Annotated in this window: 14 protein-coding genes; 2 read left to right on the top strand and 12 right to left on the bottom strand. The window is 59.9% G+C overall.

Annotated features, from left to right (window positions below; genetic code table 11):
• Nucleotides 1-23: 23 nt before the first annotated feature.
• The 7 genes from SM755_RS11440 to SM755_RS11410 form a co-directional block, all read right to left on the bottom strand.
• Entirely contained in the window at nucleotides 24-1,073 is a 1,050-nt protein-coding gene (locus tag SM755_RS11440; RefSeq protein WP_323172767.1) for a poly-gamma-glutamate hydrolase family protein, read from the bottom strand.
• A 151-nt stretch (nucleotides 1,074-1,224) separates the two neighbouring features.
• The gene (locus SM755_RS11435; protein ID WP_323172766.1) at nucleotides 1,225-2,430 is read right to left on the bottom strand and encodes a Mur ligase family protein; all 1,206 of its coding nucleotides are present in this window, start codon (nucleotides 2,428-2,430) and stop codon (nucleotides 1,225-1,227) included.
• A complete protein-coding gene (locus SM755_RS11430) occupies nucleotides 2,427-3,560 on the bottom strand; it encodes a poly-gamma-glutamate biosynthesis protein PgsC/CapC (protein WP_323173222.1) in 1,134 nt (377 codons plus the stop codon). The genes SM755_RS11435 and SM755_RS11430 overlap by 4 nt, the downstream gene beginning before the upstream one ends.
• An 836-nt stretch (nucleotides 3,561-4,396) precedes the next feature.
• Nucleotides 4,397-4,999, bottom strand: coding sequence for a dolichol kinase (locus SM755_RS11425; RefSeq protein ID WP_323172765.1), 603 nt, complete (start codon nucleotides 4,997-4,999; stop codon nucleotides 4,397-4,399).
• Between the two features lie 102 nt (nucleotides 5,000-5,101).
• Complete coding sequence (locus SM755_RS11420; protein ID WP_323172764.1) at nucleotides 5,102-5,335, bottom strand: DUF2061 domain-containing protein; 234 nt, start codon at nucleotides 5,333-5,335, stop codon at nucleotides 5,102-5,104.
• A gap of 182 nt (nucleotides 5,336-5,517) precedes the next feature.
• A complete protein-coding gene (glyS, locus tag SM755_RS11415; protein WP_323172763.1) occupies nucleotides 5,518-7,422 on the bottom strand; it encodes a glycine--tRNA ligase in 1,905 nt (634 codons plus the stop codon).
• The gene (locus tag SM755_RS11410; protein ID WP_323172762.1) at nucleotides 7,415-8,266 is read right to left on the bottom strand and encodes a CBS domain-containing protein; all 852 of its coding nucleotides are present in this window, start codon (nucleotides 8,264-8,266) and stop codon (nucleotides 7,415-7,417) included. The genes glyS and SM755_RS11410 overlap by 8 nt, the downstream gene beginning before the upstream one ends.
• 140 nt (nucleotides 8,267-8,406) lie before the next feature.
• Between SM755_RS11410 and SM755_RS11405 the strand changes: the two genes are divergently transcribed.
• Both SM755_RS11405 and SM755_RS11400 read left to right on the top strand, forming a co-directional pair.
• Complete coding sequence (locus SM755_RS11405) at nucleotides 8,407-8,568, top strand: hypothetical protein (protein WP_006110879.1); 162 nt, start codon at nucleotides 8,407-8,409, stop codon at nucleotides 8,566-8,568.
• Nucleotides 8,569-8,704: 136 nt separating this feature from the next.
• Nucleotides 8,705-9,214, top strand: a complete 510-nt coding sequence (locus SM755_RS11400; RefSeq protein WP_323172761.1) for a hypothetical protein — start codon at nucleotides 8,705-8,707, stop codon at nucleotides 9,212-9,214.
• A gap of 223 nt (nucleotides 9,215-9,437) precedes the next feature.
• On the opposite strand, the gene SM755_RS11395 is transcribed toward SM755_RS11400, so the two are convergent.
• The 5 genes from SM755_RS11395 to SM755_RS11375 all read right to left on the bottom strand — a co-directional run bounded on the left by SM755_RS11395 (nucleotide 9,438) and on the right by SM755_RS11375 (nucleotide 14,537).
• Nucleotides 9,438-9,596: a hypothetical protein gene (locus tag SM755_RS11395; RefSeq protein WP_006665285.1), complete on the bottom strand. Its 159-nt coding sequence runs from the start codon at nucleotides 9,594-9,596 to the stop codon at nucleotides 9,438-9,440.
• A 199-nt stretch (nucleotides 9,597-9,795) separates the two neighbouring features.
• A complete protein-coding gene (locus tag SM755_RS11390; RefSeq protein ID WP_323173221.1) occupies nucleotides 9,796-11,154 on the bottom strand; it encodes an oligopeptide/dipeptide ABC transporter ATP-binding protein in 1,359 nt (452 codons plus the stop codon).
• A 31-nt stretch (nucleotides 11,155-11,185) separates the two neighbouring features.
• Nucleotides 11,186-12,400: an ABC transporter ATP-binding protein gene (locus SM755_RS11385; protein ID WP_323172760.1), complete on the bottom strand. Its 1,215-nt coding sequence runs from the start codon at nucleotides 12,398-12,400 to the stop codon at nucleotides 11,186-11,188.
• Nucleotides 12,401-12,463: 63 nt separating this feature from the next.
• Entirely contained in the window at nucleotides 12,464-13,462 is a 999-nt protein-coding gene (locus tag SM755_RS11380) for an ABC transporter permease (protein WP_323172759.1), read from the bottom strand.
• A 76-nt stretch (nucleotides 13,463-13,538) separates the two neighbouring features.
• A complete protein-coding gene (locus tag SM755_RS11375) occupies nucleotides 13,539-14,537 on the bottom strand; it encodes an ABC transporter permease (RefSeq protein ID WP_323172758.1) in 999 nt (332 codons plus the stop codon).
• Nucleotides 14,538-14,590: the final 53 nt, after the last annotated feature.

The following is a 14,590-nucleotide window of genomic DNA, read 5'->3' as shown; positions in this document are numbered from 1 at the left end:
GATAACTGAAGACGATTCTTCAGCTATAGGCGGGTTTCAAGAACGCCAGCGACAGCGTTAGCGATTTCTGTTCCGTACTGCTCTCGTGACTCTTCATCTTGTCCGATCCAAATCCCACAGCTTGTGGTGAGACGGTTAGCAAGCGTCTTGTCGCCATCGACACGATACTCGTCGGTTCCGAGCACTGCGTTTAGATCGGTTCCCTTGAGCACTTCGTTGATCGCGTCACGAACCTCTTTGCGGAACGACTGTGGAGCCTGGCCTCCGATCTGGATCGTTGGGTCACAGGTACCGTGGAACGCGATCGCGTATTCGTATTCGTTCTCGCTCACCGCCTCGAGTTCGGGATACGACGCCGTGGACATACTGTAAGATGGGACGTACCAACTGACGAATGCACCGCTGCCATTGCGATACCCTCGAGTGCCCCAGTGATCGATGTTGCCGTTCAACTCATCGACGACCGTCTCGGCTTGTTCGCCAGTATGTGGTTGTATATCTCCGCCGTGCGGCGAGAGAACAATAATATCCGAGCCAGTCTGCTCGCTCACCTCGACGTAATCACCCGATTCCTGCGCTTCCTGGACGTTCATGTCCGGGTTAACAACCATCGGATCAACAGTGACCGCAACTTCGTCGTTATCATTGAGGGGGACACTCGTCTCTGGCCGTGGACAGACCTGACGGCAGTCTCCGATGTCTTCCCAGTTACTATTATTGAGATCGAGGCGTGCCCGCGAGCGGGCGTTGCCAGCAATATCAGTATCCTCTCCCGAGAGTTCGCTAGCGATCGTATACACAGCAACCTCATCGTCTCCTCGGGTGACACGAACTTGTTCGCCGACAGTTCGACCGAGGTTGTTCAGGAGATCAGACGTTGCGCTTAGGTAGGTGAACTCGTCACCGTCACCGCCGAATTCGTCGTCGATCTTTCCGAGTGTCGTTTGCGTAATCTCGCCGTCTCGGTCGACCGCCTTCCCTTCAACCGATTCGATTGTTTCACTCCTCGACGTTGCCTCGTATGCCCCAACTGCTCCACCAACTAGAAGGGGAGTACTTACTAGTCCACCCATCAACGCGCGCCTTGTTGTATTTCCTGACTGTTTTCCAGCCATGGTAATACATCCACCATACATGTATTAAAAGATACCGATTCACTATAATAATTTATATGGTATACATGTATGTACTAATAGAATTAGAAATGCGTTAAAACAGGAAAAACTATCCGATAGTCAGTGGCTGTTGTTCAGGTTCTTCGCTGTGAGTGTTCTCGATTGGCCGGTCAGTGTCGATTTCACGGGTCCTGATCGCACGCTCCAAGTCACGCATCCAGTCAGCAACTGTGTTTCCCATAATGAGTATCGGGTATTCCTCAGCGAGCAGCGAGTCAAGCACCTCATCTGCAGGATTCACCGTGTCGTGGGTTGTGACCGGAAACTCTGCCTTTCGATCGAACGCTTTCGTCGTCTCACCCGCGATATGGACGCCGTCGATAGCACCGGACTCATAGAGTTCCGTAAGGTAGTGTAAGAACGATACCGTCCGCCCACGTCGGTCGCCTCGGAGATAGACGAACGGTACAATCGTATCCATGGAGGGATCTCTTGAGACCAATGACTGACGAATCATTTCGGTACTCTGAACGTCGTTGACCTCAGCTGCATTGTAGACAATCCCGTTTTCGAGATGGGTCCATTCAACAGACATTTTCTCGCGGTATGTGGCGAGTTGCTTGTTCGAGAGAGGAACTTCGCCTATCGCCTGCAGTGTCTCGTCAAGCGCGTACACCAATTCGATACCAGGAACGTCTTCGTGTTCATCAGGAACAGAAACGTGGCTTACAGTCGCGCCACGCCGTTTTACCTCGGTTTCGATATATTCTCGGAGATGTGGATCCTGTTCCGCGTTAACGACGTGTGTCCCCTCCGGAATCGCTCTGACCAGCCCTCGAGCGACTTTGTATCGGTCAGTACCTAACGTCGAAAGGTGGTCTTCGCGAATGTTACTCAAGACGATCACATCGGGATCGGAAAACACGCTGTTGAACGTCCGCGTAGTGTAGGAACTGATCGCCTGATTCTCGAGGACCATCGCATCTTTCGGCGTGTGCTGTCGAAGTTCTCGTTCGTTTTCGTACAAGCGCACTTTTGAACCGCGTAAGATGGGCTTCTCGACGTTGTTGTGGATCGTTATCGGGTTATTCCCCGTGATCTTCGCCATGACATTGTACTCCCGCCCATAGAGGATATCGTGCATCCATTTCGCGAGAGATGATTTCCCTCGAGTGCCGGAGATAACTATCTTCACATCAATATCGTTGAGTCGACGTTTGTGTGCTATCCCACGGAAGAGTGTTTGAGACGCATGTTTAATCGAGTTGCCGATACCGCCGACCAAGGATTTGTTCACGTGTTGTTTCCCACTCATATGTTCACACCTCTGGCGTGATACTTCGCGACGGTCACGCGCCGTTGTTCGAGCGTCCAGATGCAGTAGGCCGCGAGTATCAATACGCTAATAATTGCCGAAACCTCAAGCACCGACGGATCGTTTAAGAGGCCATCAGCTGTCGGGTCGATAAATAGTCTGGTACCGACCAGTAGGCTCCCGAACAAGCCTGCCGACAGGCCGAGTGACTCAAGTCGCTCAGCGGGTGCGACTCGGTGGAAGTTGTATGCTCCAACTCCGGAGAGTAATACCACGAAAAACAGTGTGAACCCCGAAATTATGGCTGTGGTTGCTGCGACGAGTATCCCGCACATCATCGATGAAATAAGTCCGATGCTCAACAGCGCCCGGCCGTAGATGAGCGTCAGTCTGTTAATTGCGGTAATAGATGCAAAAGAGACTGCCAAGACAAGCAAGTACATGATGACGGTCCACGCGTTCGCAAGGGATAGTGTGACCAGAATTGGGATAGCAATAAGCCCGCCTAATCGAACGCCCCACCGGGAGCGGGACATCTCGGACGCCAGTAGACCCAATCCGAGTAGAATCAACATCCACATCTTGCTAATAACACTTTCCGCCGCTGGAGCCCCTTGGATAGCGCCACGGAACGCTGCGATGTCCGATCCGGAAGAGAATAGCACGGATGTCATTCCTGACCCGAGTTCCGTGGCAACCGTCGGGTTCACAATCGCCGCACCGAAAACGATGAGGCTAGTAACTAACCCACAACTCAACACCACATCGGACCAGCGTTCTTCCGGCTCCAGTTTGTGGTAGTTGTATGCCGTAATTCCAGGAAGGATTGAACCAAAGAACGCCATCTCCGGAGTTCCAGGTGACCACGTGGTAATGATGATAGAGAACACAACTGGTGTGATTGCCCCGACGCCAAGGCTCGTAAGAAGCAATTGTCGCCCATGTATGAGCGTATGCGCTCGTATGATTCCAACAAGATAGTACGCAATGACTGCGCTGACGAGAAACATTGGAAGGGCGTCGAACGAGTAAAGTGAATAGACCGCGAGCAGTGGTGTTACGATCACACCTCCTAACCGTAACCCGGTGGCCTGAGTTACGATAGCCCCAGTTGCAAGACCAATAATCATAATTAACGCAGCGGCAATCATATTTTGAGAGTCTTCTGAGGTCTGTGTTTACTGCACCAGTCTGAATTCATTCTAACAATAGATCAGACAATGTGAGACTTAAATGTTTATGATTGAGTGGGTTATTATATATCTAGATTAGTGAAATAACATAAGTCCTTACTATCATTATTTGCTGAAGTAACAAAATACCTGAATTAGATTGAAACAGCGTTATAACGATTCATTCCCGTCTTAACCCTGGTAAATCACTGCAGAGTCTCAATATGAGCAGACAGACTGGAAGAATGAAGCCGGAACGTGTTCAGTTAAAAGTATGTAATGATATGATTTTCCGAGTTTGCAAGATATTGCCGTTTGGCGGCTGTAACCACTGACTGACCCGGGTTTTGTAGAGCGAAAGCAGCCATCGAGTGTGTGGACGATATTTGCTATTCGTTCCTGCTGGCTTATTAATCGATTTTGACTCCGGACGGAGGTCTATTGGTTCGGCGTCGCTCGCTCGCTTCTGACCGTCGACAGAACATTCATCTGCAACCTGCCAGAGACGGAAGACCGGATCGCGCTGCGTTTACCGAAACTACGTTCCGAATCAAATCGATGGAGAGCAGTTTGGCCGTCCGCAGCTGCCGATCCGGAACCGAATACATCATCTCATTCGCTGACACTCGACTGCCAAACGACGGGTGCCTATTCGGTCCGAATGCCGGTTCGAAGAATTACGCACAATGTACCTCGTAGCCGAACTCGCTGCACCCGTGGCTGCGATATAGCGATCATCGTAACTACCGGTCAAGACGGCCTTCAACCGGCCGCTCCGCGTGCCGGTTTCGCCGTTAAACCGGTACGAACTCGACGACCAGCCACGCGAGCACGCCCGCGTAGATCGGAATCGTCAGATTGTCGTCGACGATATAGTCACCGAACTGCACCGTCACGCCGTCCGCGACCGTCGCCCCGAGCGCCGCCGCGACCACGGCCAGCGGCGTCTCGTAGAGAAACGGCGTCGCGATGATCGCGCTGACGAGGAACATCGTTCCCAGTACCTTCGGTCCCTTGACCCGCTTTAGCGTGTCGTCCGAAACGGTTCCGCTGATCGGGTCGCCGAGCGAGAGCATCAACATCGCCGGCAGGGCGATCGCCTGCTGGAAGAGACAGACGACGACCGTCATGCTGAGCATGTAATACCCATATCCGGCGAACTGTTCTTGCTCGTACTCGCGAGTCAACGTCTCGTAGAGGCGCTGGTAGACCCACCACTCGAGTTCGAGATGCAATCGCGTGAACTCGAGGAAGATCGTACCGAGGGCGAGGACCACCATCAGGATGCGAAAGCGCGTCCAGGAGAGGCCGAGGTCGAACGCGTTCGCGAGCAGATAGAGGGCGACCAATCCGGAGCCGCTGGCGTGGACGAGCCGTCGCTTCAATTCGTCGGCCATCACGTCACTCCTCGAAGGTGGTGACCTTCAGTGCGTCGGTTACGTCTGCTGCAGGTGGTTCTTTGACACTCGGGTCGCCCGCTGTCCGCTGATTCGCTGCTCTCAGGTCGTCACACCCCAGCTAATATGGGCCCACGTTCGCTCGTAGAGATAATACGTGCCGGTTTTCACGAGGTTTGTTACAAATCCGATATTTAGTGCCGCACCGACATCGCCGACGACCGCCCAGGCAACGGTAACGGTGATCAGAAGCATGACCAACCGATAACAGAGCGTCTTGACGAGCGCCCGTTTCTGGGCCTGTATTGCGGGCCGGGAGAGGACGTTCCAGTGCATACGCCCGGTTCGTCGGCCACCCAATAAGTAACGACGATCGGGTACATATTTGCTTGGTTGTAACCGGTATTGGTTTCGGGTACGATTCGGATCGACCGGCATCCGTACGGCTCGCTTTGACTGTGATGGACACGAAGAATGCAGCGCGAACGCGGCCGTCTCACAGCGAGTTCAGACGGATTCTAGCTCTCGTTCTTGCCGTCGAGGTCTTCGAACGCGAGTTCGCCGGCGCGCAGGTCCGCCATGATCTCCGGCAGTTCCGAAACGGGAAGGCGTTTCTGGGCCGTCGTGTCCCGTTCGCGGACGGTGACGGTCGCCGCCTCGGCTCGCGGGGCATCCCCGCTCGCAGTATCCGAGGCGCGTTGCGCCTCGCGCTCTTCGAGCGTCTCGTAGTCGACGGTCACGCAGAACGGCGTGCCGACCTCGTCCTGGCGGCGGTAGCGCCGGCCGATGTTGCCCGAGTCGTCGTAGGTGACCGATAGGCCGGCATCGCGGAGGTCGGCGACGATGTCGTTCGCGGTCGCCTCGAGTTCGTCGTCGTTCTGTAGTGGGAAGACGCCGACGAAGGTGGGTGCGACCTCGGGGTCGAGTTCGAGGTAGGTGCGGTCCTCGCCGTCGACTTCGTCCTCGCGGTAGGCGTGGTGGAGGACGGTGTAGACGAGGCGGTCGACGCCGAAGGAGGGTTCGATGACGTGCGGGATGATGTGTTCGCCGGCCTCGGTCTGTTCTTCGACCGCGAAGCCGGTTTTTTCGGTCGGGAGTTCGTGGCTTTCGCCGTCAAGTTCGATCGTGACGTTGTCGCCCTCGAACGCGGCCCGGTCGCGTTCCGCGAGGGTCTCGAGTTCGGAGACGACGGCCTGGGCGTCGCCGCCGAACTCCGGTCCCAGGTAGCTCATGTCGGGGTCGACGGTCGCGCGCTCGACGGTCTTGGGTTCGTCGTACTGCCGGAAGACGGTAAAGCGGTCCTCCGAGTGGGCGGCGTGTTTCGAGAGGTCGTAGTCGCCGCGGTCGGAGAAGCCGGCGAGTTCGATCCAGTTGCCGTCGAGTTCGCCCTCGGCGTCCCAGCAGTCGCTCGCGTAGTGGGCGCGCTCGCCCGCGAGGTGCTGGCGGAACCGGAAGCGGTCCATATCGACGCCGACGGCGTCGTACCACCGCTTTGCGACGCCGAGGAAGTACGCGACCCACGGACTCGCGATGACGCCCTCCGCGACGGCGTCGCCGATGGTCGTCCGAATCTCCTCGCCGCCTTCTCGCGGCTCCTCGCCGTCGCCGCTCGCTTCTTCCGCGGCGCGTTGCGCCGCGCTCTCTGCGGTCTGCTCGCTGGCCGGATAGAGGCGCACCTCGACATCGGCGACCGCCGAGAGGTCGGGTTCGTCGGTTTCGGGGTCGATGAAGAACTCGAGTTCGGCCTGGGTGAACTCGCGGGTGCGGATGATGGATCGGCGGGGGCTGATCTCGTTGCGGTAGGCCCGACCGATCTGGGTGACGCCGAACGGCAGTTGATTGCGCGCGTACTCTTTGAGCCGCGGGAACTCGACGAAGATGCCTTGAGCGGTTTCAGGGCGCAGGTAGCCGGGTTGGGAGTCGCCGGGGCCGATGTTCGTCCCGAACATGAGGTTGAACGTCTCGACGGCCTGGCCAGCGAGGCCGGTGCCGCAGTTCGGACAGACGAGTTCGTACTCGGCGATGACCTCCTCGACCTCGGGGATGGGGAGGCTCTCGGCGTCCTCGTACTCGGTGTTGTCCTCGACGATGTGGTCCGCGCGGTGGCTCTCGCCGCAGTCGGGACACTCGACGAGCATGTCGTCGAAGCCGTCGAGGTGGCCCGAGGCCTCGAAGACCGGTTCGGGCATGATCGTCGGGGCGTCGATCTCCATGTTGCCCTCCGCGACCGCAAAGCGGTCGCGCCAGGCGTCCTCGACGTTGCCCTTCAGGGCCGCTCCCTGCGGGCCGAACGTGTAGAAGCCGCCGACGCCGCCGTAGGCACCCGAGGACTGGAAGAAGTAGCCCCGGCGCTTTGCGAGTTCGACGAGTTTCTCCCCGATCGAGTCGTCCGTCTCCGCTGATTCAGTCTGTTGCTCACTCATACAGGGCCTCCAGAAGGTCGACGTCGCAGACGATGCCGACGAGTTGTTCGCCCGACACCATCGGGATCTGTTCGATGTCGTTGCTGATCATCTGCTGGGCGGTGTCCTGAATCGACTTCTCCGTCGCCACCGTCACCACGTCGTCGCTCATGAACTCGCGGACGGGTTCGGCGGGGATTTCGATGTCCCGCGTCGGGAGGTAGCGACTGCCGACGGCCTTGATTCCTTCCCAGGACCATTCGGAGTCCTGGTCCGGGAAGTTGTTGCCCGTCTCCTCTTCGCCCTCGACGATGCGGGCGACTTCGATGATGTCGACTTCGGTGAGGACGCCGCTCATCCGACCGTCGTCGTTTAGCGCGACGGTGTAGGGGACGTTCGCGTAGGACAGTTCGCGTTCGGCGACCGGCAGCGGCGTGCCCTCGTAGGTCGTGTTGACGTTGTCGCTGGCGTAGTTGCCGACGGTGTCGTCGGTTTTCTGATCGCCGGCCGCGATGGCGTGGATCACGTCCGTCACCGTGACGATGCCCTCGAACTCGCCGTCGACGACCGGGACGCGGCGCGCGCTCTTTTCGACCATCGTGCGGGCAACCTCCTCCAGCGCGGTCTCGCGCGTCGTCGTCGGCACGTCGTCCATCAGCATGACGAGTTGGTCCTCGTCGGGCTGTTCGATCAGCGTATCTCGCGAGACCAGTCCGCGGTATTCCGGGCCGTTATCGGTCGGTTTGACGACCGGAACTGACGAGAACGACTGTTCTTGCAGATACTCGAGGACGTCCGAACGGGTGCCTGGAAGATCGACGGTCACTACGTCTTCACGGGGTGTCATCGCGTCGGCTACGTTCATGTCCCCACTGTAGGGCGAAAATGAGTATAAACCCAGTGTTTCCTGTGCCTGCACTCGATGCCCAGCCGTTGGCCCGCCCACGCGCAGGTTCAGGGGTCCGATTCGACGGCCTTATATGTGTGAGGGTGAGACGTTCTACCATGGTGTTGAATCCCCACACCACGACGGCAGACGAGACGGTCGTCGGCTCGATCGATTCGACCGATTCGAGCGACGAGTTCGTCATTGCGGACATCTCCGCGGACGACGCGTGGCTTTCGATGCGAGCGGAGGAGGCCATGACACTTCCGGCCTGGCGATAGGGGGATTCGACCTGTACCGGTGGGGGCCGGTCAGGTGGGACGTTCGATTGTGGCTCTTTTCCGACGGAACGCCGGCTTTCTGCGAGCGTGTGACCGAGACGTAGCGTTTAGTACGTCGCCGTTGTGTCAGTAGTCGATGGCTGGCCGCCAGCGGACAGACCGGCGACCTGATACCGCAAGGACCGACGCCGGAGCGGACCGCAACGCGCGCTATACCCTTACCTCGCTGCTCGCGGCGCTCGTTCCCGTCAGCCTCGCCCGACGCGCGATTTCCGTCACCGTCACGCCGGACCGAACGGTCTACGACCGCGGCGACCCCGTCGAGTTCACCGTGACGTTTCGGAACCGGCTGCCGGTCGCCGTCGCCGTTCCGACGCCGCACCAGCGTCGCTGGGGGTGGACCGTCGCCGGCGAACTCGAGGCCAGCGACGAGCGGCGATACATGCGGTCACAGCCGTCGGTGTTTCGATTCGACGGCGGTGAGCGAAAACGGATTACGGTCACCTGGAACGGCCGTTTCGAACGAACCGCGGATCGTCACGAGTTCGTCGTGCCGGACCCGGGCGAGTACGAACTCCGGGCGTTCGTCGCGACGCGCGAGGGCCGGTATCAGCCCAGCGACACGGCGAGCATCCGGATTCGGTAGGTGAGGTGGGCGAAGCGGACAAGAGATGGGCAAAATGGGCAAGATGAGTGAGATCGAAGAGATGGATGAGAGAGGCGAATCGCCAAACGGACCGTGCGCCGGTTTGAGCGGCTGAAATCGACCGAGAGAAGCGGCCGCGGACGCGACAGGAGGGCAGTACGTGAGTGGCGTGCGGTATCGCGGCCCGATACTCACGCTTTCGCGTCAGCGTCCGTCGCGTCGCTTATCCCGTGAGGAAGCCGCCGGGCGGGATACGCGTCGTCGGCCGTCCGTCCTCGTCGGGGTCGTCGTCGCTGCCGAACTCGGGGGAGTGTTCGATCGTTCGTCGAGCCTTTGCGACCGTGCGGTTGCACGCAGCCACTGTAGCGAGAATCTTACTCATACACGAGTTACTAGTGGTGTCGGCCACATAAGTATTTATGATATGAAAGATTGTGTGGTTACTCACCGACGACTCGATCGACGCAAAATTTGAAACTCCACTTTTATCGCGCTATTCTGCCGTATGCTAGGGGACAGTATTTACTATCTATCGAGTAACCCTCTCCATAAGTTGTATTTGTAATGTGGTACTTCAGCACTCACCGGTGGAGGTGACACGCCGCAAAGTGCGTCCCGGAACCGTGTTCGGACTCGATCTCATAGGCCGGCCGCTCTCTCGCACAGATGCTCTGCTCGGCGAACGCCTCGAGCAAGCGGTCGGTCGCTTGCTCCCAGTCGACGGTCGTCCCGTCACGCTCGGTGCCCGCTTCGTCCGTCACCGCTTTCGCTTGCTCCCCCGTCTGTGTCCCCGCTTCGTGATCCGTCGCGATGAACTCGATCGCTTCCTCGACGATCCGTCCCGGTTCGCCCTGCGGGAGCGTGCCGCCGAAGAACTCCGCGCGAATCTCGGCGGCCGGCATCGGTTCGAACGTCCGGCGTTTGACCGCTCGCATGAACGATCGCGTCCGGTCCCACTCCTCGCCGTCCCACTCGTAGGCTTCGGGGGCGATCAGGCGCGGACACCGCGTGCGGAACCGACAGCCGGAGGGTGGATCAACCGGACTCGGGACCTCGCCCTCGAGCACCCCGCGCGCGCCGGTCTCCCGCGGGTCGGGAACCGGGATCGAGTCGAGTAACGCCTTCGTGTACGGGTGTTGGGGATTCTCGAAGAGTTCTTCTTTCTCGGCGAGTTCGACGATGTTCCCGAGGTACATGACCGCGACGCGGTCGGAGATGTGGCGGATCACCGAGAGGTCGTGGGCGATGAAGAGGTAGGTGAGGCCGAACTCGTCCTGGAGCCGCTCCATGGTGTTTAACACCTGCGCCTGAATGGATACGTCGAGCGCGGAGACGGGTTCGTCACAGACGATGAAGTCCGGATTGACCGACAGCGCGCGGGCCAGGTTGACCCGCTGGCGCTGGCCGCCCGAGAACGCGTGGGGATAGCGGTTGTAGTGGTGCGGGTCCAGCCCGGCCTTCTCCAGCAGGTCCTTCGCCCGGGCCTCGCGGCCTTCGTCGTCGAGCATCCCGTGGGCGCGCATCGGCTCCTCGATGATCTGGCCAACCGTCAGCCGCGGATCGAGCGAGGCCTGCGGGTCCTGAAAGATCATCTGGATTTCCGAGCGCTTGGTGCGCAGATCCTCCCCGCTGAGCGTCGCCAGATCCTCGCCTTTGAACGAAATCGTCCCCGCGGTCGGCTCGAGCAATCGTAGAATCGTCCGCCCCAGCGTACTCTTGCCACAGCCCGATTCGCCGACGAGCCCGAGCGTTTCGCCGCGCCGAATGTCGAAACTCACGTCGTCGACGGCCTGAACCCGTTCCTCGCCGACGCTGATCGGCGGAAACTGATCCGTATCGAGAGAGATTCCCGGCAACAGTCCCCCGCTCTGCGAGAAGTACTTCTTCAATCCCTCGACCTCGATCAGCGTCTCGCCGTACGGGACCGTCTCGCCCGTCATTTCGGACCCGAGTTGGCCGTCGGGTGAACTCTTACTCACGGTCGTCACCTCCGTGCCGACTACCGGTTTTGCTTGTACTCCCACTCTCACTTCCGCTCTGACTCCGACTCTCGACCCCACTCCCTTCGCTTTCGCCGCCATCAGTCGCACTCGCAGCAGTCTCCTGTGCACGCCCCTCGAGCGGGACGCTCTCCTCGTACTCGTCGCCGAACACGTCGTGTTTGATGCAGGCCGCTCGATGCGGCTGCCCGTCGGCCCTGGCGACCTCCCTGTTTTCGGGATGGATCCGCTTGCACGCCTCCCGCGCGTCCGGACAGCGCGGGTGGAATCGACAGCCTGCGGGCGGGTTGATCGCCTCCGGCATCACCCCCCTGATCGGATCGAGTTCAGCGACGGTCCGGTCGGGTCGGGGCATCGAGTTCAGAAGCGCCTCGGTGTAGGGGTGTTTGGTGTCGTAGAACAGTTCGTCGACCGGCGCTTGCTCGACGATCTCGCCGAGGTACATCACGTTCACCCGGTCGCAGATTTCGGCGACGACGCCCATGTCGTGGGTGACCCAGATGAAACTCGTCCCGTACTTCGCCTGGAGATCGTCGACGAGGTCGATGATCTGGCCCTCGACCGTCACGTCGAGCGCCGTCGTCGGCTCGTCCGCGATGATGAGGTTCGGCTCGCAGGCGAGCGCCATGGCGATGAGCACGCGCTGGCGCATCCCGCCGGAGAACTGATGAGGGTACTCTTCGTAGCGCTCCGCCGGATCGGGAATGCCGACCTCGCGGAGCATGTCGACCGCCTCCCGGCGCGCCTCGTCGCTCGACAGCTCGCGGTTGAGTTCGATGAACTCGCGGAGCTGACTGCCGACGGTGAAGACGGGGTTGAGCGATTCCATCGGATCCTGGAAGATGACGGCGATCTCGTTGCCCCGGATGCGGGTCCGAACCTCCTCGTTTGTCAGCATGTCCTCGCGCTCGCGGAGGTCGCCGTCGGGGCCCTCCTCGAGTCCGAAGATGGTTTCTCCCTTGTACGTAATTTCGCCGTCGACGATCTGGCCGGGGGAGTCGACGAGCCGGAGGAGGCTCATCGAGGCGACGCTCTTGCCGGCTCCGCTCTCGCCGACGAGGCCGACGATTTCGCCCTCGTAGACCTCGAATGAGATGCCGTCGACGGCGCGGACGGTGCCGGCGTCGGTGAAAAACTGCGTCTTGAGGTTCTCGACGCGAAGGAGTGGGTCTGAACGTGAACTCATCGGTGGTGTGGGATCGGTGTGGGAGTCGGGGGTGGAGTCTGGATAGCGGTCATGGTCTGTCTCTCAGTCGTTGATTCGCGGATCGAGCGCGTCTTGCAGGCCGTCGCCGAACAGGTTGAAGCCCATAATCGTCACCAGGATCGCGAGGCCGGGCCAGATCGAGAGCCAGACGTTCGAGTGCATGTAGCCGTGGGAGGTGTTGAGCATCTGACCCCAGTCAGGCGTCGGCGGCTGTGCCCCGTAGCCGAGGAAGGAGAGGCCGGCGACGATGAGGATCGTGACGCCGATCTGGAGCGTCGCGTAGACGAGAACGGGCGCGAAGCTGTTCGGGATCACGTGTCTGCGGATGATGTTGCGGTTCTTGACGCCGGAGGCCTTCGCGGCCTCGATGTAGTCCATCTCGCGGACGGACAGCACTTCGCTGCGGATGATCCGGGCGAAGACGGGGATGAACGTGATTCCGACGCCGAGGATGGCGTAGGTGATGTCCGGGCTGCCGCCGCTGACGAACACCGTGAAGACGATGATGAGGATCAGCGGCGGAATCGCGTACACCGTTTCGACCATCCGCATGAGCGCGTCGTCGACGCGGCCGCCGTAGAATCCCGAAACTGCGCCGATGATCGTCCCGCCGACGAAGCCGATCAGCGTCGAGACGATGCCGACGCTGACGGAGACCTGTGCGCCGTAGACGATCCTGGTGAAGTAGTCGCGACCGCTCGGGTCGGTTCCGAGCGGATTGCTCAGCGACCCGTCGGCGTGAAACGCCGGCGGCATGTTCTCCTCGCCCTCACCCGGTGGCGGTATTCGCTCGGGATGGTCGAAGATGGGGAGCGTCTCCGCGAACGTAAAGTCGGAGAAGGCACCGAACGTGAGCTGTGAGAGGTTGCTGTCGATGAACGTGTACGTCGAGATGAGCAGGACGAGCGCCACGACGTACAGCCCCCACCGCGCAGTCGTATCCTCCATCACCTTCGAGAACGTGTAGCGCCAGCCGTATTCGGCCTCGACGTCCTCTGACGGCCCGTGGCTCTCGTCCATCTGCGCTTCGCCGAGTGCCATGCTTACGCACCTCCTTCGTCGTGGCTGTGGTCGTGGTCGGACCTGCGATCAGTCCGTTCGCCTATTCCTGTCATGCTCAGTCGTGCTCTCCGTAGGTGACGCGGGGATCGATGTACGCGTAGGAGATGTCCGTGATGATGACGCCGACGACGAACATCGTCCCGATCACGATCGTGATCCCCATGATCAGTTGGTAGTCGAGGCTCTGGATCGCTTCCAGGAACAGCCGTCCGATGCCGTTGATGTTGAAGACGTACTCCGTGAGCACGGCACCGCCGAGCGCCGTCGAGAGATTGAGCCCGATGATCGTGATAATCGGGAGCTGAGCCACCTGGAAGGCGTGCTTCCGAAGGATCGTTCGCTCCGGAACGCCGTACGCTCGCGCGAGTTTGACGTACTCACCCTGCAGCGACTCGATCATCTGCGTCCGCTCGACGCGCATCAGCGTCGCCATCTGAAGCGTGCCGAGTGCGATCATCGGCAACAGCAGATGTCGTATCGTCTGATACGCTAATTCGGGATAGCCGCTGTAGCCGTACTGGTCAGGACTACGCCACGGATACACCAGCCCGCTCGAGGGCAGCCAGCCGAGCTGGATCGCGAAGATCAGGATCAGCACGATGCCGATCCAGAACGAGGGCGTGCTCACGCCGATCAGCGCGACGATCCGGGAGACGTGATCCGTCGGCTCGTTTCGCCGCGTCGCCGCGATGATCCCGAGCGGAATCGCGGTCGCGAGGGCGAACACGTACGCCGACAGAACCAGCATGAGCGTCGGTCCGGCCCGCTGGGCGAGCAGCGCCGTGACGGGCCGATCCCGATGGATACTGTGGCCGAGATCGCCCTGTAGAACGTTGCCCATGTACGTCAGATACCGCTCGTGGAGCGGCCTGTGGAGGCCGTACTGGCGTTCGATACGCGCGATAACCTCCTGATTGACCTCCTGGCCCTGCAACATGAGTCGCACCGGGTCACCCGGGGCCAGATTCGCGAGGATAAACGTGATTACGGTGATCCCGATCAACACGGGAATCGCCTGTACCACGCGACCTGCCGTATAGCGAAGGAGTCCCATTTGTCGTGTCGTGTTTCAGATTTCGGTTGGCGGCTCTCGATTTCGGAGGTCGG

The organism is Natrialba sp. PRR66 (assembly GCF_034808065.1).
GTDB classification, from domain to species: Archaea; Halobacteriota; Halobacteria; order Halobacteriales; family Natrialbaceae; genus Natrialba; species Natrialba aegyptia.
This window is presented reverse-complemented; position numbering and strand designations above follow the sequence as displayed.